Below are 22,651 nucleotides of genomic sequence, written 5' to 3' on the forward strand. Positions count from 1 at the left end.
GGACACGACGCAGCTCCCGGCCGCACTGCCTGGATGTCCGCCCTGGGGCGGGAGGTCGTTCCCAGCCTACCAACGCCGCCGCCGGTGTCGAGGCGCCCGGCCCGTCGGCCCGCCCCGGACGTGCGACGGCGCGGGCCGCCCCCTCCCTCTCGGAAGGGGGCGGCCCGCGCCGCGGGACCGTGGGGCCCGGTGCCGTCCTACAGGGTGAGGTCGATGGCCCGGTCGGTCGGGGCCACGGGCTCGGGCAGACGGGTCGAGCCCATGAGGAACCGTTCGACGGCGGCCGCGCAGGCGCGGCCCTCGGCGATCGCCCAGACGACGAGGGACTGGCCGCGGCCGGCGTCGCCGCACGCGAAGACGCCGTCCACGCTGGTCATGTACCGGTCGTCCCGGGCCAGGTTGGTCCGGCCGTCCAGCTCGGCGCCGATCTGCTCGGTGATGTCCTCGGACTCGTTGCCGGTGAAGCCCAGGGCCAGGAAGACGAGGTCCGCCGGGATCACCCGCTCGGTGCCGCCCTTGGGGGCGCGCCGGCCGTCGGGCAGGTACTCGGTCTCGGCGACCTTCAGGCCGGTGAGCCTGCCGCCCTCCCCCACGAACTCCACGGTGGAGGCCATGTAGGTGCGGTCGCCGCCCTCCTCGTGGGAGGTCGAGACCTCGAAGACCTTGGGCATCATGGGCCACGGGTCGGCGTCGGAGCGGTCCGCGGCGGGCTTGCGCCCGATCGCCAGGGACGTGATCGACGCCGCGCCCTGGCGGTTGGCGGTGCCGATGCAGTCCGAGCCGGTGTCGCCGCCGCCCAGGACGATGACGTGCTTGCCCGCCGCGGAGATCTGGTCCTCGACCTCGTCGCCGGCCACCACGCGGTTGCCCTGCACCAGGTAGTCCATCGCGAAGTGGACGCCGTCCAGGTCCCGGCCCGGGATCTCGAGGTCCCGCGGCCGGGTGGCGCCGGTGGCGACCACCACGGCGTCGTAGCGGCGCTTGAGCTGGTCCCAGGTGATGTCCTTGCCGATCTCCACCCCGGGGCGGAAGCGGGTGCCCTCGGCGCGCATCACGTCGAGGCGCCGGTCGAGGACCTCCTTCTCCATCTTGAAGTCGGGGATGCCGTAGCGCAGCAGCCCGCCGATGCGGTCGTCGCGCTCGTAGACCGCCACCGTGAACCCGGCCTGGGTCAGCTGCTGGGCGACCGCGAGGCCGCCGGGCCCGGAGCCCACGACCGCCACGGTCTTGCCGACCAGGCGCTGGGGCACGTACGGCTTGACGATGCCCTCGTCGAAGCCCATCTCCCCGATCGAGTACTCGATCTGCTTGATGGTCACCGCCGGCTGGTTGATGCCGAGCACGCACGAGGACTCGCACGGGGCCGGGCAGACCCGCCCGGTGAACTCCGGGAAGTTGTTGGTGGCGTGCATGCGCTCGACCGCCTCGGCGTCGAGGCCCCGCCACACGAGGTCGTTCCACTCGGGGATCAGGTTGCCGAGGGGGCAGCCCTCGTGGCAGAAGGGGATCCCGCAGTCCATGCACCGGCCGGCCTGCTTCTGCAGGACCCCCCGGTCCTGGGCCTCCTGGACCTCCTTCCAGTCCATGATCCGGACGGGCACCGGCCGCTTGGGGCGGTCGACGCGCTCGGTCACCTTCATGAAACCGCGCGGATCAGCCACGGGTCGTCACCTCCAGGATCTTGTGCCAGGCCTCGTCGCCGTCGGGGTCCTGCCCCTGGGTCCGGGCCTCTTCGCGGATGCCCTGCACGGCGGCGTACTCCCGCGGCAGGACCTTGGTGAAACGCCCGAGCGTGGCCACGGGGTCGGCCAGGAGCCGGTCCGCGAGCTCGGAGCCCGTCTCCTCGGCGTGCTTCGTGATGAGCGCCAGCACGACTTCGGCGTCCGCCTCGTCCAGGGGCAGCAGCTGCAGCTCGCCGCCGTCGCGCGCCTGCTTGTTGACCGAGGTCTCGGCGAGGTCGATGACGTAGGCCACGCCGCCGGACATGCCGGCGCCGAAGTTGCGCCCGGTGCGGCCGAGCACCAGGGCGGTGCCGCCGGTCATGTACTCGCAGCCGTGGTCGCCGATGCCCTCGACCACCGCGGTGGCGCCCGAGTTGCGCACCAGGAACCGCTCGCCCACGGTGCCGCGCAGGAAGATCTCCCCGCTCGTGGCGCCGTAGCCGATCACGTTGCCCGCGATGACGTTCTCGGAGGCCTCGAACACCGCGTCCCGCTCGGGACGCACGATGATCCGCCCCCCGGACAGGCCCTTGCCGCTGTAGTCGTTGGCGTCGCCCTCGAGCCGCAGGGTGATGCCCTGCGGGAGGAACGCGCCGAGGGACTGGCCGGCCTGGCCCGTGAGCGTCACGTCGATGGTGTCGTGGGCGAGGACGTCCGTGCCGAACGTCCGCGTCACCACGTGGCCGAGCATCGTGCCGACCGCGCGGTCCGTGTTGATGATGTGCTGCTGGATCCGCACGGGCTCGCGCTTCTCCAGGGCGGCCCGGGAGAGCCGGATCAGCTCGTTGTCGAAGTGCTTCTCCAGCTCGTGGTCCTGGCCGCGCATGTTGCGCACCGCCGCGCCCCGGTGCTCGAGCACCGTGGAGTGCAGGATCGGCGAGAGGTCCAGCCCGTGCGCCTTCCAGTGGTCGATGGCGTCCTTGGTCTCGAGGACCTCGGCGTGCCCGACGGCCTCCTCGATCGAGCGGAACCCGAGCTGGGCCAGGTACTCCCGGACCTCCTCGGCGATGAACTCGAAGAAGTTCACCACGTGCTCGGCCCGCCCCGTGAACCGCTTGCGCAGCTCCGGGTTCTGGGTGGCCACGCCCACCGGGCAGGTGTCCAGGTGGCACTTGCGCATCATGATGCAGCCCTCGACGATCAGCGGCGCCGTGGCGAAGCCGAACTCCTCCGCGCCGAGCAGCGCGGCGACGATCACGTCCCGGCCGGTCTTCATCTGCCCGTCCGCCTGGACGACCACGCGGTCCCGCAGTCCGTTGAGCATCAGCGTCTGCTGGGTCTCGGCGAGGCCGAGCTCCCAGGGGGCGCCGGCGTGCTTGAGGGAGTTCAGCGGGGCCGCGCCCGTGCCGCCGTCGTGCCCGGAGACGAGCACCACGTCCGCCTTGGCCTTGGTGACGCCCGAGGCCACGGTGCCGATGCCGATCTCGGAGACCAGCTTGACGTGCACCCGGGCCTGCGGGTTGGAGCGCTTGAGGTCGTAGATCAGCTGCGCCAGGTCCTCGATCGAGTAGATGTCGTGGTGCGGCGGCGGCGAGATCAGGGACACGCCCGGGGTGGAGTGGCGCGTGCGGGCGATCCACGGGTACAGCTTCTGGGCCATGAGCTGGCCGCCCTCGCCGGGCTTCGCGCCCTGGGCCATCTTGATCTGGATGTCGTCGGCGTTGGTCAGGTACAGGCTCGTGACGCCGAACCGGCCGGAGGCCACCTGCTTGATCGCCGAGCGCCGCTGCGGGTCGAGCAGCCGGTCGACGTCCTCGCCGCCCTCACCGGTGTTGGACTTCGCGCCGAGCCGGTTCATCGCGATCGCCAGGGTCTCGTGCGCCTCCTGGGAGATGGAGCCGTAGCTCATCGCCCCGGTCTGGAAGCGCTTGACGATCGAGCTGACGGGCTCGACCTCCTCGAGCGGCACCGGCTTGCGGTCCGCGGTGAAGCCCAGCAGCCCGCGCAGGGTCAGCAGCTTCTTCGTCTGGTCGTCCACGAGCTTCGTGTAGGACTTGAAGATGTCGTAGCGGCCGGTGCGGGTGGCGTGCTGCAGCCGGAAGACGGTCTGGGGGTTGAACAGGTGCGGCGGGCCGTCCCGGCGCCAGTCGTACTCGCCGCCGGTCTCGAGGTCCCGGTGGGGCTCGGTCACGCCGTCCGCCGGGTACGCCCGGCGGTGGCGGGAGGCCGTCTCCTCCGCGATCACGTCGAGGCCGATGCCGCCGATCTGGGTGTGGGTGCCGGTGAAGTAGTCGTCCACGAGCTCCCGCGACAGGCCGAGGGCCTCGAAGACCTGGGCGCCGCAGTAGGAGGAGACCGTGGAGATGCCCATCTTGGACATGATCTTCTGCACGCCCTTGCCCAGGGCCTTGATCAGGTTGTGCACCGCGTGCTCGGTGGTGATCCCGGTGAGGTCGCCCGAGCGGACCAGCTCCTCCGCGGACTCCATCGCCAGGTAGGGGTTCACCGCGGACGCGCCGTAGCCGATGAGCAGCGCCACGTGGTGGACCTCGCGCACGTCGCCGGCCTCCACGACCAGCGCCACCTTGGTGCGGGTCGCGGAGCGCAGGAGGTGGTGGTGCACGGCCGAGGTGAGCAGCAGCGACGGGATCGGGGCCCACGCGCCGTTGGAGTCGCGGTCGGAGACGATCACGTACTCGACGCCGCGGGCCACCGCCGCGGAGACCTTCTCGCAGATCTCCGCGATCCGGGCGCGCAGGGACTCCGCGCCGCCGTCGGGGCGGTACAGGCCCCGGACCTTGAGGGCCGCGGGCATCCCGTCCTCGCCCTCGAGGTGCAGGAACTGGTCGAGCTGGTCGTTGTCGATGACCGGGAAGTCCACCGCGACCTGGCGGGTGCGGACCCGCTCGGTGGTCAGCAGGTTGCCGGAGGGGCCCACGGAGCCGCGCAGGCTCGTGACGAGCTCCTCGCGGATGGCGTCCAGCGGGGGGTTGGTGACCTGGGCGAAGGACTGCACGAAGTAGTCGAACAGGGTGCGGGACTTCTCGGAGAGCACGGCGATCGGGGTGTCGGTGCCCATCGCGTAGATGGGCTCGGCGCCCTTGGCCGCCATGGGCCCGACGATCATCTTCAGCTCCTCCTGCGTGTACCCGAAGGTCTTCTGGCGCAGGGTGATGGAGGAGCGCGGGTGGATCATGTGCTCGCGCTCGGGGAGGTCCGTGATGTCGACGATGTTGCTGTCGGCCCACTCCTCCCACGGGGCGGCGGAGGCGATCTGGGCCTTGATCTCGGCGTCCTCGACGATCCGGCCCTGCGCGGTGTCCACGAGGAACATCGTGCCCGGGGACACGCGGCCCTTGCGCACGATCTTGCGGTCCCCGACGTCGACGACGCCGACCTCCGAGGCGAAGACGACCAGGCCGTCGTCCGTGACCCAGAACCGGCCGGGGCGCAGCCCGTTGCGGTCCAGCAGGGACCCGACCTGCACGCCGTCGGTGAAGGCCACCGCGGCGGGCCCGTCCCACGGCTCCATGAAGGAGGCGTGGTAGCGGTAGAACGCCTTGCGGGCGGGGTCCATGGTCTCGTGGTTCTCCCAGGCCTCCGGGATCATCATCATCATGGCCTGGGTGACCGGCCGGCCGGAGAGCACGAGCAGCTCGGCGACCTCGTCCAGGGACTGCGAGTCGGAGGCGCCCTCCGAGCAGATCGGGAACAGCTCCTCGGGGTTGCGGCCCAGCAGCGGGGACTTCAGCTGCGACTGGCGGGCGCGCATCCAGTTCCGGTTGCCCTTGACGGTGTTGATCTCGCCGTTGTGCGCGAGCGTGCGCATGGGCTGGGCCAGCGGCCACGAGGGGAAGGTGTTGGTGGAGAACCGGGAGTGCACGATCGCGAGCTCGGTGGTGAACCGCTCGTCGGACAGGTCCGGGTAGAAGGGCTCGAGCTGCTGGGTGGTCAGCATGCCCTTGTAGACGATCGTGCGCGAGGACAGCGAGGGGAAGTAGACGCCGGACCGGTTCTGGGCGCGCTTGCGCAGCCGGAACGCCTTCTGGTCCAGGCGCCGCCGGGCGGCCTCGTCCTCGGGGGCCGGCGTGGTCTCGGCCACGAACAGCTGCACGAAGTAGGGCATGACCTCCCGCGCGGACCGGCCCACCACGGACTCGGCGATCGGGACGGGCCGCCAGCCGAGGACCTGCAAATCCTCGGAGCGCGCGAGCTCCTCGAGGGCGCCCTGGATCCGCTCCGCGTTCTCTCCGCCGTGCGGGAGGAACGCGGTGCCCACGGCGTAGCCGCCCAGGGGCGGCAGCTCGAAGTCCAGCACGGCGCGGAAGAACGCGTCCGGCAGCTGGGTCAGCAGCCCGGCGCCGTCACCGGTGCCCTCGTCGCCGCCCACGGCGCCGCGGTGCTCCAGGTTGCGCAGTGCCGTCAGCGCCGCGTCGACGATCTCGTGGCTCGGGGCGCCGTTGAGGGTCGCGACCACGGCGAGGCCGCACGCGTCCTTCTCCTCGTCCGGGTGGTAGAGGCCCTGCTCCTCGGGCGCGTTGGAGAACTGCTCGAACGGGGACTCCGGCTGCTCCTGCGCGGTCTCGGCGGGATCGGCCGGACGCGGGTCCGTGCCGCCCTGGGCGGAAGTGTCACCGGGGGTGCCGGCCGGGGTAGAGGTCATGACTGACGTCTCCTCACCATGGGATGCGGTCAACAGGAGCGGCCCCCGCGGCAGAGCTCCGGTCGGGAGGTGCCGCCGGATCGTGAGCTGCCGCCGACGTCCTCGAGCAGTGGTCGAAGAGGTGCCGGGCGGCGGAAGGGCCCCGTTCCAGGAATGTCCGACGATGGACGATCGTGGCGTGCACCGGAGCGGTGGACGTGGTTCACCCGTCCGCCGGTCAGGCGCTGGAAAAATCTAGCACTCAGATGTTACAGCTCTGAAAACTCTCCGGCCAGGAGCCCCGGTGCGGCCCCCGGTGCGGTATCAGGCGCGCGAGGACTCCACCGCGGCGCCGCGGGCCCTGCGGCGGCGGAGCACCGCCGCCGCGAAGAGGGCCAGCCCGAGCAGCACGAGCCCCAGGGCGGTCCACACGTGCACGCGCAGGCCCAGCACCATGAGGGACGGGTCGATCCGCAGGAACAGCTCGATGAGCATCCGGCCCAGGCCGTAGTGGACCAGGTAGAGCGCGAAGAGGCGGCCGCCGTCCAGGCGGAACCGCCGGTCCAGGGCCAGCAGGAGCACCACGCCGAGCAGGTTCCACAGGGACTCGTAGAGGAACGTGGGGTGGAAGAGCGTGTCGGCCGGCAGCCCGGCCGGGAAGTTCGGGCTGCCGGGGTCGATCTCGAGGCCCCACGGCAGGGTGGTGGGCCGGCCGAAGAGCTCCTGGTTGAACCAGTTGCCCCAGCGCCCGATCGCCTGCGCGAGGAGCAGGCCGGGTGCCGCGGCGTCGGCGAAGACGGCCAGGGAGACGTTGTTGCGGCGGCACACCCACCACGCGGCCGCCGCGCCGAAGGCCACGGCCCCCATGATCCCGAGACCGCCCTCCCAGATCCGCAGCGCGTCGACGGGGTCGGCGCCCGGGCCGAAGTAGCCGGCCGGGTCGGTGATGAGCACGTGGTAGACGCGGGCGCCCACGATCCCGGCGGGAACGGCCCACATCACGATGTCCCACACGATCTCCGGGTCCAGCCCCCGGGCCGCCCAGCGGCGCGTGGTCAGCCACAGCGCCGCCGCGATGCCCGCGAGGATGCACAGCGCGTAGGCGTGCACGGTCAGCGGGCCGAGCGAGAAGCCGGACCAGTCCGGGGAGGGGATGCCCTGCCGGAGCGGGGCGCTCATCAGGGCGGGCACGGGGGGAACGGCGCTCAGCAGCATGCGGTGGGGCCTCGGCTCGTGGGGTCGTCGGGACGGGCGGCCCCGCCCGGAGGAGGGCGGGGCGCCACGTCACGCTATCAGGCGCGCCCGGCCAGTTCCCGGGCCAGCGCGCCCACGGCCTCGGGGCCGCCGTCGGCCAGCGCCTGCACGAGGGCGGTGCCCACGATGACGCCGTCCGCGTAGGCCCCGATCTCCTCGACGTGCTCCCGGCGGGAGACGCCCAGCCCCACGCACACGTGCTGGGCCCCGGCGGCGCGGGTGTCCGCCACGAGCTTCTCGGCGACGTCGGAGACGGCGTCCCGGGCGCCGGTGACGCCCATCACGGAGACCGCGTAGACGAAGCCGCTCGCGGCCTTGACCACCAGGTCGAGCCGCTCCCGCGAGGAGGAGGGCGCCACCAGGAAGATCCGGTCCAGGCCGTGGGCCTGGGACGCGGCGAACCACTCCCGGGCCTCGTCGGGGATCAGGTCGGGGGTGATCATCCCCGCTCCCCCGGCCTCGGCGAGCCGGCGGGCGAACGTGTCGACGCCCATCTGCAGGACGGGGTTCCAGTAGGTCATCACCACGGGCACCGCGTCGGTGCGCTCGGCCACGGCACGGACCACGCGGAACACGTCGGCCACCCGGAAGCCGTTGGCGAGGGCCGTGGTGGTCGCGTGCTGGATCACCGGCCCGTCCATGACGGGGTCCGAGTACGGGATGCCGATCTCGATGACGTCGGCGCCGTTGGTGCCCAGGGCCACGGCCGCCTCGATGGACTCGTCGACGGTCGGGAAGCCGGCGGGGAGGTAGCCGACGAGGGCCGGCCGGCCCTGGTCCCGGCACTCGGCGATGCGCGCGGCGAGCCGCGAGCCGGGGTCGGCGCTCAGGCCCGGCGGCAGGAGGCGGGAGGCGAGGTCCGCCCCGGGGGTCTCGTGTCGGGTGGTGCTCACAGTCGCTCGCCCTTCTCGCCGAGCTCGGCCTCGGCGCTGTCGTCCGGGAGCATCCCGAACCATTCCGCGGCGGTCGCCACGTCCTTGTCGCCCCGCCCGGAGAGGGAGACCACGATGATCTTCTCCGCGGCCGCCTCCGGCCCGAGCTCCTCCACCCAGCGCCGGCCGATCTTCAGCGCGCCGGCCAGGGCGTGGGAGGTCTCGATGGCGGGGATGATGCCCTCGGTGCGGCACAGGAGCCGGAAGGACTCCATCGCCTCCACGTCGGTGATCGCCTCGTAGCGCGCCCGCCCGATGTCGTGCAGGTAGGAGTGCTCGGGGCCCACGGCCGGGTAGTCCAGGCCCGCGGAGATCGAGTGGGACTCGAGCGTCTGCCCGTCCTCGTCCTGCATGAGGTAGGTCCGGGCGCCGTGCAGCACCCCGGGACGGCCCAGCGAGATCGTGGCGGCGTGGCGTCCGGACTCCACGCCGTCCCCGCCGGCCTCGAGGCCGTAGAGCTCCACCGAGGGGTCGTCCAGGAAGCCGTGGAAGATGCCGATCGCGTTGGACCCGCCGCCCACGCAGGCCGCGACGGCGTCCGGGAGGCGCCCGGCCTGGGCCAGGATCTGCTCGCGGGTCTCCTCGCCGATCTGCTCGTGGAAGTAGCGGACCATCGCGGGGAACGGGTACGGCCCCGCCGCGGTGCCCAGCAGGTAGTGGGTGTGCTCGACGGAGGCGACCCAGTCCCGCAGGGCCTCGTTGATCGCGTCCTTGAGCGTGCGGGAGCCGTTGGTCACGGGCACCACGGTGGCGCCCAGCAGCTCCATGCGCGCGACGTTGAGGGCCTGGCGCCGGGTGTCCTCCTCGCCCATGTAGACCACGCACTCCATGCCGAACAGGGCGGCGGCGGTGGCCGAGGCCACGCCGTGCTGGCCGGCACCGGTCTCGGCGATCAGCCGGGTCTTGCCCATCCGGCGCGCCAGCAGGGCCTGGCCGAGCACGTTGTTGATCTTGTGCGAGCCGGTGTGGTTGAGGTCCTCCCGCTTGAGGAAGATCCGGCACCCGGCCTCGGCGGCGAAGCGCTGGGCCTCGGTGAGCAGGGAGGGCCGGTTCGAGTAGTCGCGGGAGAGCCGCTGGAACTCCGCGGTGAACTCCGGGTCGGCCTTCGCCTTCTCGAACACGTCCGTGAGCTCGTCGAGGGCGGCGATGAGGGACTCGGGCATCCACCGGCCCCCGAAGTCCCCGAAGTACGGTCCGGGGGCCTCGCGCAGGGAGGCGGCCTCCGCGGCGACGGCGTCCGCCTCGGCCTCGGGGACGTGCCGCCGGGCGCGCGCGGCGGCACCGGCCGCGCGGAAGGCCGCGATGGTGGACGCGGGCTCGGCGCTGCGCACGAGGGCCTCGCCGACCAGGACGGCCTTGGCACCGTGCGAGGCGTAGAGGGCGATCTGCTCCTCGCCCTCGACGCCGGACTCGGCCACGATCACCGCGTCCTGGGGCAGGAGGCCGGCGAGCCGGCCGAAGGTCTCGACGTCGGTGTCGAGGGTCTTGAGGTTGCGGACGTTGACGCCCACGATGCGGGCGCCCACGGCGACCGCCCGCTCGATCTCCTCGGGCGTGTGCGTCTCCACCAGGGCGTGCATGCCCAGCTCGTGGGTCAGCGCGAGGAAGCGGCGCAGCTCGTCGTCGGAGAGGGCGGCGACGATCAGCAGGACGAGGTCGGCCCCGTGGGCGCGCGCCTCCCAGATCTGGTACTCGTCGACCGTGAAGTCCTTGCGCAGCACGGGCACCCCCACCGCCGCGCGCACGGCGTCGAGGTCCGCCAGGGAGCCGTTGAAGCGTCGCTGCTCCGTCAGCACGGAGATCACCGAGGCCCCGCCGTGCTCGTAGGCCGCGGCCAGGCGCGCCGGGTCCTCGATCGGGGCCAGCGCGCCCTTGGAGGGGCTCGAGCGCTTGACCTCGGCGATGACCTGCACGGCGTCCGTGCTGGGTCCCCGGAGCGCCGACTCGGCGTCCAGGGCCGGCGGCCGCTGTGCGGCGGCCCGGCGGAGCTCGTCGAGGCCGACGTGCTCCCGGCGCTCCGCGAGATCCGCCCGGACGCCCTCGATGATGGCGTCCAGGACCGTCCCGGTGCTCTGTTGCGACATGGTTTCCTGTCCTCTCGGCGGCGCTGGCCGCGCTGGTGCGTTCGTGGGCCGCGCCCGGACCGGGCGGGGACGGCGACCGGTCCCTTCCGGGGACCGGTCGGCCCGTGCGCGTGCCGCGCTCCCGGGGCCGGCCCGCGCCGGCCCCGGTCTCAGCCCTAGTGCTGGCGGGCCTCGTGCTTGCGCTGCTCGGAGCCGCTGCCGTGGCCCATCCTGCTCAGCACGGCGCCGGCGACGAGCCCGACGACGACCAGCACGATGCCCGCGATCAGCAGGGCGGTGCTGCCCACCGTGAAGCCCACCACGCCCACGATGACGCCCACCGACATGATGCCGACGGTCACCCACGCGGCCAGCGTGTTGCCGTGCCCCACGAAGCCGGTGTGGTCGAGGACGATCTCGTTTCCGTTTGCCATGTTGTTGCACTCCCGATTTCCCTGCCGGAGCCGGCCGGCTCCGCGCGCACGGCCCCGGCGGGGCGCGGCGGTTGCTGACAGTCTGTCCCGTCCCATTGTGCCACCCCTCGGCCCGCGCCCGCGCACGCCCCACGGGGCCCCGGGGCGCCCGCTGCCCCGCCGCGGCGGGCCCGGGCCCCGGGGCGGGCAGGGTGCTCAGGCGGTGGGGTCGTGGCCCTCGGTGAGGGCGTCCCACGAGTCGATCTCGTCGCCGGAGCGGGCCGTCCCGGCCGGGGGCCCGTCCGCCCCGGAGCGCTCGTAGCGCCGGGCCGCGGTCCAGGTGCGGCCGGCCACGAGGGCCCAGGCGCCGCACAGCGCCACGAGCGCCGAGGCGGCCGCCGCGAGCGGGGGCCAGGCGGTGACGGCGAAGTCGCCGCCGGCGTTGATCATGCCGGTGGCCTCGCCCACGGCGGTCTGCGCGGCCCCGGCCGGATCGGCCAGCACGGCCACGGACGCGGCCAGTGCGCCGAGGCCGGCGAGCACGACCACCACGGACACCACGGTGCGCAGCACCCGGCCGGAGATCGCCGTGGTGAGGGCACCGGCGGCCGCGACGAGCCCGAGGGCGGTGACGGCCGGCGCGGCGTCGGACCCGGCGACGTCCACGGTCACGGGCTCGAGCGTGGTCTGCACCGTGGCGGAGACCCAGGTGGCGGCCGAGCAGGCGAACACGGCCAGGGCGGCGACCAGGGTGGCGAGCACCACCGTGGACCGCCGGGACAGCGCCGCCCGCCGGGAGCCGCGGGCCTCAGGCACGCCCGGCGCCCGTCTCCGGCACGGCCACCCGGTCGAGGTCCAGGGCGTGCAGCCGCTCGGCGAGCAGCACCGCCCGCAGCGGTGCGGTGGCCTTGTTGAGGGACTCGAGGGCCTCGGTCTCGGGGTCGGAGTCCGCGACGATCCCGCCGCCGGCCTGGACGTACGCCTTGCCGTCGACGAGCAGGGCCGTGCGGATGGCGATGGCCATGTCCATGTCCCCCGCGAAGTCGAGGTAGCCGACCACGCCGCCGTAGACGGCGCGGCGCAGGGGCTCGTACTCGTCGAGCAGGCGCAGGGCCCGGGGCTTGGGCGCCCCGGAGAGGGTGCCGGCGGGGAACGTCGCGGCGAGCACGTCGTAGGCGGTGGCGTCCGGGCGCATCCGGCCGACGACGTTGGAGCACAGGTGCATGATGTGGCTGAAGCGCTCCACCTCCATGAACTCCGTGACCTCCACCGAGCCCGGGACGGCGATCTTGGAGATGTCATTGCGCGCGAGGTCCACGAGCATGAGGTGCTCGGAGCGCTCCTTCTCGTCCTGGAGCAGGTCCCGCTCCAGCGCGAGGTCCTCCTCGACCGTGCGCCCGCGCGGGCGGGACCCGGCGATGGGGTGGGTCACCGCCTGGTCCCCCGTGACGGTCACGAGCGCCTCCGGGGAAGAGCCGACGATCGAGAAGGGACGGCCGCCGGCGTCCTCGAAGCTGTACAGGTACATGTACGGGCTGGGGTTGATGGCGCGCAGCATGCGGTAGACGTCGAGGGAGTCGGCCGTGCACCCGGTCTCGAAGCGCCGGGAGACGACCACCTGGAAGATGTCCCCGTCCACGATGGCCTTCTTGCCCTCCACGATGGAGTTCATGAACAGGGTGCGGTCCCAGCTCTGGTCGACCTTGGACTCCAGGTCCCCCCGGATCTCGTCGCTGCCGGTGAGCGTCGAGGCCGTGCCGTGGCCGAGGGGCCGGGCGAGCCGCTCCAGCATCGCGTGCACCCGGTCCACGGCGTCGGCCCAGGCCTCGTCGACGCGCTCGTCGGTGTCGTCGAAGTTGATCGCGTTGGCCGCGAGCATCACGGTGCCGTCCGTGTTGTCGTGGATGGCGATGTCCGAGACCAGGTTCATGGCCAGCTCGGGGATGCGCAGGTCGTCCTCCGGCGGGTGCGGGAGCTTCTCCCAGCGGCGCACGGCCTCCCAGCCGACGAAGCCCACGAGCCCGGAGGTCAGCGGGGGGACGTCCTCGAAGCGCTCCGTGTGCAGCAGCGCCATGGTGTCCCGCAGCGCCTCGACGGGGTTGCCGCCGGTGGGGGCGCCGGCCGGGGCCTGCCCGATCCAGTGCGCCTCGCCGTCCCGGGCGGTGAGCGTGGCCCGCGAGTTGGCGCCGATGAAGGAGTAGCGGGACCAGACGCCGCCCTCGGCGGCGGACTCGAGGAGGAACGTGCCCGCCCGGGCCGCCCCGTCCTCGAGGGCGAGGGCCCGGTAGAGACCGATCGGGGTCATGGCGTCCGCGAGAATCTTGACGCGGACGGGGATGACGCGGCGCTCCGCGGCGAGCGCGCGGAACTCCTCGAGCGTGGGGCTGATGCTGCCCAGGTCCTGCATGGGTGTCGACCTGACTTCCTGGTGGCGGACGGGAGGAATGAGGGTGGCGGGGCTCAGACGGCGGCGACGGCGCCGAGGTCGCGGCCGTCGAAGCAGCTGCGGGTGCCGGTGTGGCAGGCCGCCCCGGTCTGGTCGACCCGGACGAGGAGGGCGTCGCCGTCGCAGTCGAGGCTCACGCTGTGCACGGCCTGGACGTGCCCGGACGTGTCGCCCTTGCGCCAGTACTCCTGGCGGGAGCGGGACCAGAACGTCACGCGGCCCTCCGTGAGGGTGCGGCGCAGGGCCTCGTCGTCCATCCAGCCCAGCATGAGCACCTCGAGGGTGTCGTGCTGCTGCACCACGGCGGCCACGAGGCCCGAGGGGTCGCGCTTGAGCCGCCGGGCCACGGCGGGGTCGAGGACGTCGGTTCCGGTGTCGGGGGTCTGCTCGCTCATCGCCACCCATCCTATCGACCTGTCCGGGCGGCCCGGCCCCCGGCGCCCCCCGGCGTCCGCCGGGGGGCGCCGGAGCCGTCAGGGGGCCTCCGGCCGGGCGCACCACCGGAGCCCGTCCGTGTCCTCGCCCGTGTCTTCGCCCGTGTCCTCGTACTCGTCGGGGGACCCCCCGGTGTCCGCGTGGCCGAGCAGCCGGCGGGTCAGCGCCTCCCGACCGGAGAGGAGCTCGTCGAGGGCGGCGGACAGGTCCGCGTCCGCCGCGTCCTCGCCCCGGACCGCCGCCGCGAGGACGGCCCGGCGGACCAGCTCCTTCGGGAAGGAGCCGGTGGTCCCCTCCGCGCGCGCCGCCGCGGCGTCGAGGGCGGCGGCGGAGAACCGCTGCTCCCCCGCGTACCGCCGGAACAGCCGGGACCGGGCGTCCGCGTCCGGCAGCGGCACCTCGACCGCGAGGTCCACGCGCCCGGGGCGCTCGGCGAGCGCCCGCTCCAGCACGGCCACGCGGTTGGTCGTGAGCACGAACGCGACGTCGGCGTCGCCGTCGAGCCCGTCCAGGGCGTCGAGCACCTCGAAGAGCACCGGCTGGGGCCCGGGCCCGAGGTCCCGGTCCATCGCCACGAGGTCGACGTCCTCGAGCACCACGATCGACGGCTGGAAGGTGCGGGCCACCTCGGCGGCGGCCCCGATGAGGTGCAGGCCCGACCCGGTCAGCAGGATCGCCGTGGTCCCCGGGGTGACGGAGAGCAGGTGCCGGACCGTGAGGGTCTTGCCGGTCCCCGGCGGGCCGTGGAGCAGGATCCCGCGCTTGAGGTGCTGGCCCGCGGCCCGGAGCGCGTCGCGGTGCTCCCCGATGCCCACGACGTGCCCCACCACCTGCTCCAGCAGGCCCGGGGGCAGCACGATCTCGTCGGCGGGCACGTGCGGGCGCGGCAGGAACGTGGCCCCGGCCTCGCTGCCGTACTCGGTGGCGGCGAACGAGAGCACCTGGCCGCGCAGCACGCTGCGCTCGAGCATCAGCGCCCGCAGCCGGGCGAGGAACGTGGCGCAGACGGCGGGGTCCGCGGCGAGCACCTCCAGGACCACCTGCGACCGGCCGTACTCGGGCCGGGGCATGCGCTGGAGCACGGCCACCGGCACCCCATCCACGGTGAGGCACCGGATGCCGAACGCGACGACCTGCCGCTCGGTGGCCGGGCCCGTGGCCCGGGTCGCGTAGTCGACGGGACCGATGTCGGCCCCGGAGTACGGGGCCGTGAGCAGCTCGGCGAGGCCGAGGTCGTCGCGGCTCCGGCCGCCGCTGACGCCGAGGAGGGAGCCCGGCCCGTCCCCCGCCAGCTCGGCGAGGGCGATGTCGACGTCCGCCAGGCGGTGCGGGGCGAAGTCCTCCGAGACCACGGGCAGGGTGCGCACGTCCGCGCCGAGCACCGCGGACAGGTGCCGCCCGAGCGGCGTGGGCTCGTCCCCGCGCTCGGGCGGCAGGGCGGCGAGGCGGTCCACCAGGCGCCGGACCGAGCGCAGGAGCTGGGCGTCGTCCGGATCAGGGACCGGGCCGGCGGGAGAGGAGTCGTCCATGGGCCGACCCTACCGGGACGGTGGGCAGACGGGTGGCGGCGACAGTCAGGAAGGACACCGCGAGGATCAGCACGGACAGCCCGAGGGCGTAGGTGCCCACCGCGCGATAGCCGCCCACCAGGGCGGGGTCGAGGAAGAAGTACGGGTACCAGCCCACCAGCTGCCCGCGGACCAGGGTGTACACGGCCCACAGCGCCGGGAACACGGTGGACGCCCAGGTGGCGGCCCAGCGCAGCCGCCGGCGGCCCGGGCACAGCAGGAAGTCGGCCACGGCGTAGACCGGCAGCACGAAGTGCAGCACCTGCGAGGACAGCGGGACGAGGAAGAGGTGGCCGAACAGCTCTGCGTTGGCCAGCAGCACCCCGAACACCGCCCCGGAGACCACGGTGTAGGTGGTGGCCATCGCCCGGAGCCCGGTCAGCCAGCCCGGCTCCTGCGCCCCGGCGGCGGTGTGCAGGAGGGCCAGCAGCACGGCCAGGATCAGCAGCACGGCGCTGTGGACCGTGAAGTAGCTGAACAGGTTCGACCCCAGGCAGGTGCGCGTCACGAAGGCGCAGTCCGCCCGCGAGACCAGGGCCCAGACCGCGACGGCCAGGGCGCAGGCCCGGGCGGCGACGACGACGACTCGCACGTTCGTCCTCCTCCCGGCCCTCCGGGCTCCAGGATAGGAGTTCCGGCACCCCCAGGCCGTGCCCGCCCGCCCGTGGCCCTGCCAGGTCGGGTCGGCGGCGCCTATGGTGGGAGCAGGACCAGAGCGGCGACGGCGGGCGGGACCGAGACGATGCATCCCAGGGCGGCGACGGGGCGGCGCGCCGCCCCCGGCACGGCGGTGGCCGCGCTCGTCGTCGCGGTGCTGTGCGGATGCGGGAGCCCCGGCGCCCCGGGCCCGCCGACCGGCTCCCCCACGGCCGCGGCGCCCCCGGCCTCCCCCGCTGCGTCGACCGCTCCCGCCACGGACGTCACGTGGGGCGCCTATCCGGACCGCCGGGAGGCGTGCGCGGCGGTCGCCGACGACATCCTGGTGCTCGCGCTGCTGCCGGCCGGCCTCTCGGCGGGCCCGACCGTGGCGGAGGTGCAGGACGTCGAGGACGAGGTCGAGGCCGTGCGCGGGGCCGCTCCTCCGGCGCTGGCCGCGGACTACGCGCGGGTGCAGCTGCTGGTCGACTCCTACGGGGAGGACCTGGCGGAGGACCCCTCGGCGCGGTTCGACGGGCAGGCGCTCGACGAGGCGCTCGTCCCGGTGCGGGACTGGTTGGAGGGGACCTGCCGGGACGGCGACCGAGCCTGAGGTCTCAGCGGCGCAGCGTGGCGGCGGGCGGCTCCCCGAACCGGGCCCGGTAGGCGGTCGCGAAGCGCCCGGGATGGCCGAAGCCCCAGCGGGCGGCGACGGCCGCGACCGTCACGCCCCCGGCCGGGTCGGCCCGGAGCAGCTCCTGCTGGGCGGCGTCCAGGCGGGCCTCCCGCAGGTAGCCGACGGGGGTGCGCCCGAGCTCCCGGCGGAACGCGGCCTGCAGCCCCCGGGGGCTCATCCGTGCCGCCGCGGCGATCTCGGCGAGACCGACGTCCTCGTGCAGGTGCTCGTCGACGAAGGCGACCGCCCGGCGCACCTGCGCCGGCAGCGCCCGTGCGCTCTCCGACGGCGCCGGCTGCGCCAGGAAGGTGTTCGGGAAGCAGTGCAGCAGGGCACCGGCCAGCGACCGGAACGCCTCGGCCCGCACCAGGGGCGTGCGCAGCGCCTCCGCGTTGGGCAGCAGGTCCCGGTGGAAGTGCCGGACCTGGGCCAGCCAGTACCGCGTCATCTGCGCGGACACGGGCGTGCTGCCCGTGTCCGCGCAGCGCGAAGTCCGGCCGGCCGAGCAGGTTGCGCGCGATCGCCTCGACCGAGCGGGCGTCCAGGACCACGGTGCTCAGCTCCAGCAGCCCGTCCCACCGGCCGCCGTACAGACCCTGGGGCAGCAGGAACGGCAGGGTCGTGCCGATGCGCTCCTTCCCGGAGCTGACCGTCAGCCGCCCGGTCAGCACGTGCACGACCGAGTACGTGCCCGAGACGTCGCCCGTGCCGGAGGACTCCGAGGTGGACAGCCGGAACCGGTGCGCCAGGAGCGGGCCCGTCGAGGCCGCCGCCATGCGCAGCTCGAACGAGGCGTCGGTGGGTGGGCGCATGCCGAGACCCGTGTAGAGCTCGGACATGGCGGCGATGCCCCGGTCGGCGTCGTTCGTGGCGAACGACGTCCGGCGGACCGGGTCCGCCGCGGGGCCGGAGTTCTCGCCCGGGGCGGACGGCTCGGTCGTGGTTATGGATGTCCTCGGCACGTGCAGGAGCGGCCCCGTTCCGGGGCCGCTCCTGGTTCGGTGCGCTATCGGCGGTTGAGGAGGCCGCGCAGCATGCCGCCCAGACCGCGGCCGCTCCTGCCCGCGCCCGCCTGGCCGGCGGCGTTCATTCCGCGGGTGCCCCGGCGTCCGCCGGCGGGACGGCCGGCGGTCCCCCCGGCACGTCCGGTGAAGCTCCTGATGATGCTGTTCAGTCCCACGGTGGACTCTCCTTCGGGTCGGCCTGTCGAGCGACTGTCGTCAGCTCACTGTCGACTCTACGCCCGGTGGCCGTCCCGGACCACGGGGCCGTTCAGCGGACCTCGTGGCCGGCCGCGCGCAGCGCGTCCTTGACCTCGGCGATCGCGTGCACGGGACCGAAGTGGAAGATCGAGGCGGCGAGCACGGCGTCCGCGCCCGCGTCCACCGCCGGCGGGAAGTGCTCGGGGGCGCCCGCGCCGCCGGAGGCGATGAGGGGCACGTGCACCCGGGCGCGCACGGCTTGGATCATCTCCAGGTCGAAGCCCGCCCGGGTGCCGTCCGCGTCCATGGAGTTGAGCAGGATCTCCCCCACGCCGCGGTCCTCGGCCTCCTGCGCCCAGTCCAGGGCGTCGAGACCGGTCAGCGTGCGCCCCCCGTGGGTCGTGACCTCGAAGCCGGAGGGCGTGTTGCCCGTGCGGCGGGCGTCGAGGGAGAGGACGAGCACCTGGCTGCCGAAGTGCCCGGTGATCTCGTCGATCACGCCGGGCCGGGCGACCGCGGCGGTGTTGATGGACGCCTTGTCCGCGCCGCAGCGCAGCAGCCGGTCGACGTCGGCGACCGCGCGGACGCCGCCGCCCACCGTGAGCGGGATGAAGACCTGCTCGGCCGTGCGGGAGACCACGTCGAAGGTCGTGGCCCGGGCCGCCGAGGAGGCCGTGACGTCGAGGAACGTCAGCTCGTCCGCACCGGCCTCGTTGTAGCGCTTGGCGAGCTCCACCGGGTCACCGGCGTCGCGCAGGTTCTCGAAGTTCACGCCCTTGACGACTCGACCGGCGTCGACGTCCAGGCAGGGGATGACACGTACGGCAACGCCCACGGGCGGCACCTCCTCGGCTGCGGGGATGGGGCGGGAAGGGGGTCAGATCCGGGCGGCCTGGATCGGGGAGACCAGGATGGCGCGGGCCCCGACGTCGTAGAGGGCGTCCATGACCTTGTTGGTCTCGGACTTGGGGACCATGGCGCGCACGGCCCAGGCGTTGCCGCGGCCGAGCCGGGAGATGGTGGGCCCCTCCATTCCGGGGGTGATCCGGGTGGCGGCCTCGACGTACTCCTCGGCGACGTCGTAGTCCATCAGCACGTACTGCCGGGCCACGAGCACGCCCTGCAGGCGCCGCCGGAGCACGGCCAGGCCCTCGGGCTCCCCGGCCGCACGGCTGCGGATGAGCAGCGCCTCGGAGGTCATGATGGGGTCGCCGAAGACCTGCAGGCCCGCGGCGCGCAGGGTGTTGCCGGTCTCCACGACGTCGGCGATCGCGTCCGCCACGCCCAGCCGGATGGAGGACTCCACGGCGCCGTCGAGGCGGACCACGGAGGCCTCCACGCCCTGCTCGGCGAGGTAGTCGCGCAGCAGGCCGTCGTAGCTCGTGGCGATCCGCCGGCCCGCCAGCTCGGTGATCGAGGAGAACTCGCCCGCCGGGCCCGCGAACCGGAACGTGGAGCGGGCGAAGTCCAGCCCGAGGTCCTCGTCGGCGTGGGCCCCGGAGTCCAGGAGCAGGTCCCGGCCGGTGATCCCGACGTCGAGGATGCCCCCGCCCACGTACACCGCGATGTCCCGGGGGCGCAGGTAGAAGAACTCGACGTTGTTCTCGGGGTCCACGAGCACCAGCTCGCGGGAGTCCCGCCGCTGCCGGTAGCCGGCCTCCTTGAGCATGGTGACGGAGGACTCGGACAGGGCGCCCTTGTTGGGCACTGCGACACGCAGCATGGGGTTCCTTCTCGGCTCAGGGAGTTCGGTGGGGCGGGGACGGACGGTGCGGCGGGGCGCTCAGAGGTGGCGGTAGACGTCCTCGAGCCGCAGGCCCTTCGCGACCATCATCACCTGCACGTGGTAGAGCAGCTGCGAGATCTCCTCCGCGGCCTGCTCCGAGGTCTCGTACTCGCAGGCCATCCAGACCTCGGCGGCCTCCTCGACGACCTTCTTGCCGATGCCGTGCACGCCGGTGTCGAGCTCCCGGACCGTGCCGGAGCCCTCCGGTCGGGTCACGGCTTTGTCGCTGATCTCGGCGAAGAGGGTCTCGAAGGTTTTCACGACTACCAGGGTAATGGGTCCGCGACGGCCTCCGGACCGGCGCGGGCCCGCACGCCCCGCGGGACGGGGCTCAGACCCCGAGGGAGCGCAGCAGCAGCGCGGTGCGCACCGCGGCGGCCGTGGCCTCGTAGCCCTTGTCCTCCTGGGAGCCCTCGAGCCCGGCGCGGTCCAGGCCCTGCTGCTCGGTGTCGCACGTGAGCACGCCGAAGCCCACGGGCACGCCGGTGCGCACCGACACGTCCGTGAGGCCCTGCGTGGCCGCCGAGCACACGTAGTCGAAGTGCGGGGTGCCGCCGCGCACGACCACGCCGAGGGCCACCACGGCGTCGAGGCCCGGGGCGAGGCGGGCCGCGGCGACGGGCAGCTCGAAGCTGCCGGGCACGCGCACGACCGGCGCGTCCCGCACGCCGGCGTCGGCGAGCGCGCGGCGGGCGCCGTCGACCAGCCCGTCCATGATCTCGGTGTGCCAGCTGGAGGCGACGACGGCGACGCGCAGGCCGCTCGCGTCGTCGGTGCTGAGGTCGATGTCGGGGGCGCCGTGTCCGCTCATGGGGTGTGGTCTCCTGTGCCGTTGGTGGTGCTGTCGGTGGTGCTGTCGTACGTGCGGTCGGTCGTGCTGTCGGTGCTGCGGTCGGCCCGGCCGCCGGGCTCCGCCGCGGGGCCGCGGTGGGCGGTGGGGTCGTCGACGTGGCGCAGGCGGTGCCGCATGCGGTCCCGCTTGGTCACGAGGTAGTCGTGGTTCTCCGGGCGGGCCGGCACCTCGTTGGGCACCATGGCGACCACCTCGATCCCCAGGTCGGCCAGGCGCTCGGCCTTGGCGGGGTTGTTGCTCAGCAGCCGGATCCGGGTCAGCCCGAGCCGGTGCAGGATGGCCGCCGCGGCGGTGTAGTCCCGGGCGTCGGCGGGCAGGCCGAGCAGCTCGTTCGCCTCGACCGTGTCCGCCCCGCCGTCCTGGAGCTTGTAGGCGCGCAGCTTGTTCACCAGCCCGATCCCCCGGCCCTCGTGGTTGCGCAGGTAGATGAGGGTGCCGCCGTCGTCGGAGATCCGGCGCAGCGCCAGGTGCAGCTGGGGTCCGCAGTCGCACCGGTAGGAGCCGAAGACGTCCCCCGTGAGGCACTCGGAGTGCAGCCGCACGAGCGGGGGCCGGCCCACGGGCACGCGGTCCGAGGAGGGCGCGGTGAGGCTGAGGTGCTCGGCGACCGCGTCCCTGGGCCCGCCCGGCAGCTGCCAGCCGATGACCTCGAACCGGCCCTCGGGCGTGGGCACCACCACGGGCTCGGAGCTGACCAGGGGGGCGTCCGGCCTCATCGGCGGTCCTCCTGCAGCTGCGCCGCCAGGTCCTCGATGCTCACGAGCGGGATGCCGTGCCGGTCGGCGAAGGCGCGCAGGGCGGGCAGCCGCATCATCTCGCCCTCGTCGTGGACGAGCTCGGCGATCACGCCGACCGGCTCGAGCCCGGCGAGGGAGCACAGCTCGACGGCGGCCTCGGTGTGCCCGCGGCGCACGGCGACCCCGCCCTCGGCGGCCCGGAGGGGCAGCACGTGCCCGGGCCGGGTGATGTCCCCGGGCCCGGCGGCGGGGTCGGCCAGCACCCGGGCGGTGAGCGCGCGGTCGGCGGCGCTGATGCCGGTGCTCACCCCGAGGCGGGCGTCGCACGTGACGGTGTAGGCGGTGCCCTTCGAGTCCTCGTTGACGTCGACCATCGGGGGCAGCCGCATCGCGTCGGCCCGCGCCCCGGTCATGGGCACGCACACGACGCCGGAGCTGTGCCGGATGGTGAAGCCCATCAGCGCGGGCGTGGCGTGCTCGGCCGCGAAGACGATGTCGCCCTCGTTCTCCCGGTCGGCGTCGTCCACGACGACGACGGGCCGTCCCTGGGCCATGGCCTCGACGGCCGCCCCCACGGGGTCGAGCCGGATCTCCCCGGTCGTCCCGTCGCCCCCGCGGCCGGTCCCCTCGTGGGTGCTGCTGGTCCGCATCATGCTCCTTCTCCTGCCGTGGTCCGGGCCGTCTCCGGCGCCGGGGTGCTGTCGGTCCGGGCGAAGGCCAGCAGGCGCTGGGCGTACTTCGCGAGGACGTCGACCTCGAGGTTGACGGACGCGCCGACGGGGCGGCGTCCGAGGGTGGTCTCGGCGAGGGTGGCCGGGATGAGCCCGACCTCGAACCAGTGCTCCCCGGCGCCGGGGGCGCTGACCGCCGTCACGGTGAGGGACACGCCGTCCACGGCGATCGACCCCTTCTCGGCGAGGAACGGGGCGAGCTCGGCGGGCACGGCGACCCGGACCCGCTCCCACTCGCCCAGGTCCTCGCGGACCGTGACGGTGCCCGTGCCGTCGACGTGGCCCTGGACCACGTGCCCGTCCAGCCGCCCGCCGGCGGGCACGCAGCGCTCCAGGTTCACGGTGTCCCCGGCGGCCAGTGCCCCGAGGTTGGTGCGCACGAGCGTCTCGCCGATGACGTCGGCCAGGAACTGCCCGGGGCCGATCTCCTCGGTGCGCGTGGCCGTGAGGCAGACCCCGTTGACGGCGAGGGAGCCGCCGTGCGGCAGGTCGGCCACGAGCGGGCCGGCGTCCACGAGGAGGCGGGCGCTCGTGCCGTCGGGGCGGGGGTCGACCGAGCGCACGGTGCCCTGGCCGGCGACGATTCCTGTGAACATGCGGTGCTACCTCTGTCTCT

Annotated in this window: 21 protein-coding genes; 2 read left to right on the top strand and 19 right to left on the bottom strand. The window is 73.9% G+C overall.

From position 1 onward, the window contains the following. Positions 1–197: 197 nt before the first annotated feature. From RF640_RS11665 to RF640_RS11715, 11 genes are all read right to left on the bottom strand, one after another. Positions 198–1,661, bottom strand: coding sequence for a glutamate synthase subunit beta (locus RF640_RS11665; RefSeq protein ID WP_031283259.1), 1,464 nt, complete (start codon positions 1,659–1,661; stop codon positions 198–200). After that, positions 1,654–6,324, bottom strand: coding sequence for a glutamate synthase large subunit (gltB, locus tag RF640_RS11670; protein ID WP_109222607.1), 4,671 nt, complete (start codon positions 6,322–6,324; stop codon positions 1,654–1,656). The genes RF640_RS11665 and gltB overlap by 8 nt, the downstream gene beginning before the upstream one ends. A 303-nt stretch (positions 6,325–6,627) precedes the next feature. Next, on the bottom strand, positions 6,628–7,518 hold the full coding sequence (gene lgt, locus RF640_RS11675; protein ID WP_052132729.1) for a prolipoprotein diacylglyceryl transferase: 891 nt from the start codon (positions 7,516–7,518) through the stop codon (positions 6,628–6,630). Positions 7,519–7,595: 77 nt separating this feature from the next. Continuing rightward, positions 7,596–8,399, bottom strand: coding sequence for a tryptophan synthase subunit alpha (gene trpA / locus RF640_RS11680; RefSeq protein WP_052132747.1), 804 nt, complete (start codon positions 8,397–8,399; stop codon positions 7,596–7,598). Positions 8,400–8,446: 47 nt separating this feature from the next. Continuing rightward, positions 8,447–10,573: a tryptophan synthase subunit beta gene (trpB, locus tag RF640_RS11685; protein ID WP_272027522.1), complete on the bottom strand. Its 2,127-nt coding sequence runs from the start codon at positions 10,571–10,573 to the stop codon at positions 8,447–8,449. A 155-nt stretch (positions 10,574–10,728) separates the two neighbouring features. Beyond that, complete coding sequence (locus tag RF640_RS11690; protein ID WP_368827919.1) at positions 10,729–10,986, bottom strand: HGxxPAAW family protein; 258 nt, start codon at positions 10,984–10,986, stop codon at positions 10,729–10,731. A gap of 195 nt (positions 10,987–11,181) precedes the next feature. Continuing rightward, positions 11,182–11,781: a Trp biosynthesis-associated membrane protein gene (locus tag RF640_RS11695; protein WP_368827921.1), complete on the bottom strand. Its 600-nt coding sequence runs from the start codon at positions 11,779–11,781 to the stop codon at positions 11,182–11,184. Beyond that, on the bottom strand, positions 11,774–13,372 hold the full coding sequence (locus RF640_RS11700) for an anthranilate synthase component I (RefSeq protein ID WP_368827922.1): 1,599 nt from the start codon (positions 13,370–13,372) through the stop codon (positions 11,774–11,776). Before RF640_RS11700 ends, RF640_RS11695 begins: the two co-directional genes overlap by 8 nt. 53 nt (positions 13,373–13,425) lie before the next feature. After that, positions 13,426–13,806: a phosphoribosyl-AMP cyclohydrolase gene (hisI, locus tag RF640_RS11705; RefSeq protein WP_017833956.1), complete on the bottom strand. Its 381-nt coding sequence runs from the start codon at positions 13,804–13,806 to the stop codon at positions 13,426–13,428. Between the two features lie 78 nt (positions 13,807–13,884). Then, positions 13,885–15,375 (bottom strand): ATP-binding protein, encoded by a 1,491-nt coding sequence (locus RF640_RS11710; protein WP_109222604.1) that lies wholly within the window; start codon positions 15,373–15,375, stop codon positions 13,885–13,887. After that, on the bottom strand, positions 15,341–16,006 hold the full coding sequence (locus RF640_RS11715) for a Pr6Pr family membrane protein (RefSeq protein WP_017833954.1): 666 nt from the start codon (positions 16,004–16,006) through the stop codon (positions 15,341–15,343). The genes RF640_RS11710 and RF640_RS11715 overlap by 35 nt, the downstream gene beginning before the upstream one ends. A 150-nt stretch (positions 16,007–16,156) precedes the next feature. Here RF640_RS11715 and RF640_RS11720 point away from each other — a divergent pair, with 150 nt between their 5' ends. After that, positions 16,157–16,663, top strand: coding sequence for a hypothetical protein (locus RF640_RS11720; protein WP_109243818.1), 507 nt, complete (start codon positions 16,157–16,159; stop codon positions 16,661–16,663). Between the two features lie 4 nt (positions 16,664–16,667). On the opposite strand, the gene RF640_RS11725 is transcribed toward RF640_RS11720, so the two are convergent. Beyond that, positions 16,668–17,186, bottom strand: coding sequence for a helix-turn-helix domain-containing protein (locus RF640_RS11725; RefSeq protein WP_219931161.1), 519 nt, complete (start codon positions 17,184–17,186; stop codon positions 16,668–16,670). Positions 17,187–17,347: 161 nt separating this feature from the next. Here RF640_RS11725 and RF640_RS11730 point away from each other — a divergent pair, with 161 nt between their 5' ends. Next, on the top strand, positions 17,348–17,554 hold the full coding sequence (locus RF640_RS11730) for a hypothetical protein (protein WP_136341564.1): 207 nt from the start codon (positions 17,348–17,350) through the stop codon (positions 17,552–17,554). 444 nt (positions 17,555–17,998) lie between these two features. On the opposite strand, the gene hisF is transcribed toward RF640_RS11730, so the two are convergent. The 7 genes from hisF to RF640_RS11765 form a co-directional block, all read right to left on the bottom strand. Beyond that, positions 17,999–18,763 carry an imidazole glycerol phosphate synthase subunit HisF gene (gene hisF / locus RF640_RS11735; protein ID WP_126350088.1) on the bottom strand — a complete coding sequence of 255 codons (765 nt, stop codon included), beginning with the start codon at positions 18,761–18,763 and terminating at the stop codon, positions 17,999–18,001. A 42-nt stretch (positions 18,764–18,805) separates the two neighbouring features. After that, positions 18,806–19,651 (bottom strand): ATP phosphoribosyltransferase, encoded by an 846-nt coding sequence (gene hisG / locus RF640_RS11740; RefSeq protein WP_095651010.1) that lies wholly within the window; start codon positions 19,649–19,651, stop codon positions 18,806–18,808. A gap of 60 nt (positions 19,652–19,711) precedes the next feature. Continuing rightward, complete coding sequence (locus tag RF640_RS11745; RefSeq protein WP_017833948.1) at positions 19,712–19,975, bottom strand: phosphoribosyl-ATP diphosphatase; 264 nt, start codon at positions 19,973–19,975, stop codon at positions 19,712–19,714. A 70-nt stretch (positions 19,976–20,045) separates the two neighbouring features. Then, positions 20,046–20,525, bottom strand: coding sequence for a 6,7-dimethyl-8-ribityllumazine synthase (gene ribH, locus RF640_RS11750; protein ID WP_017833947.1), 480 nt, complete (start codon positions 20,523–20,525; stop codon positions 20,046–20,048). Further along, on the bottom strand, positions 20,522–21,283 hold the full coding sequence (locus tag RF640_RS11755; RefSeq protein ID WP_144836576.1) for a GTP cyclohydrolase II: 762 nt from the start codon (positions 21,281–21,283) through the stop codon (positions 20,522–20,524). Before RF640_RS11755 ends, ribH begins: the two co-directional genes overlap by 4 nt. Further along, the gene (ribB, locus tag RF640_RS11760; RefSeq protein WP_081994146.1) at positions 21,280–21,954 is read right to left on the bottom strand and encodes a 3,4-dihydroxy-2-butanone-4-phosphate synthase; all 675 of its coding nucleotides are present in this window, start codon (positions 21,952–21,954) and stop codon (positions 21,280–21,282) included. Before ribB ends, RF640_RS11755 begins: the two co-directional genes overlap by 4 nt. Beyond that, positions 21,954–22,631 carry a riboflavin synthase gene (locus RF640_RS11765; protein ID WP_272027515.1) on the bottom strand — a complete coding sequence of 226 codons (678 nt, stop codon included), beginning with the start codon at positions 22,629–22,631 and terminating at the stop codon, positions 21,954–21,956. The genes ribB and RF640_RS11765 overlap by 1 nt, the downstream gene beginning before the upstream one ends. Between the last annotated feature and the right edge of the window lie 20 nt (positions 22,632–22,651).

This window comes from Kocuria sp. CPCC 205231, assembly GCF_040980965.1.
GTDB classification, from domain to species: Bacteria; Actinomycetota; Actinomycetes; order Actinomycetales; family Micrococcaceae; genus Kocuria; species Kocuria rosea.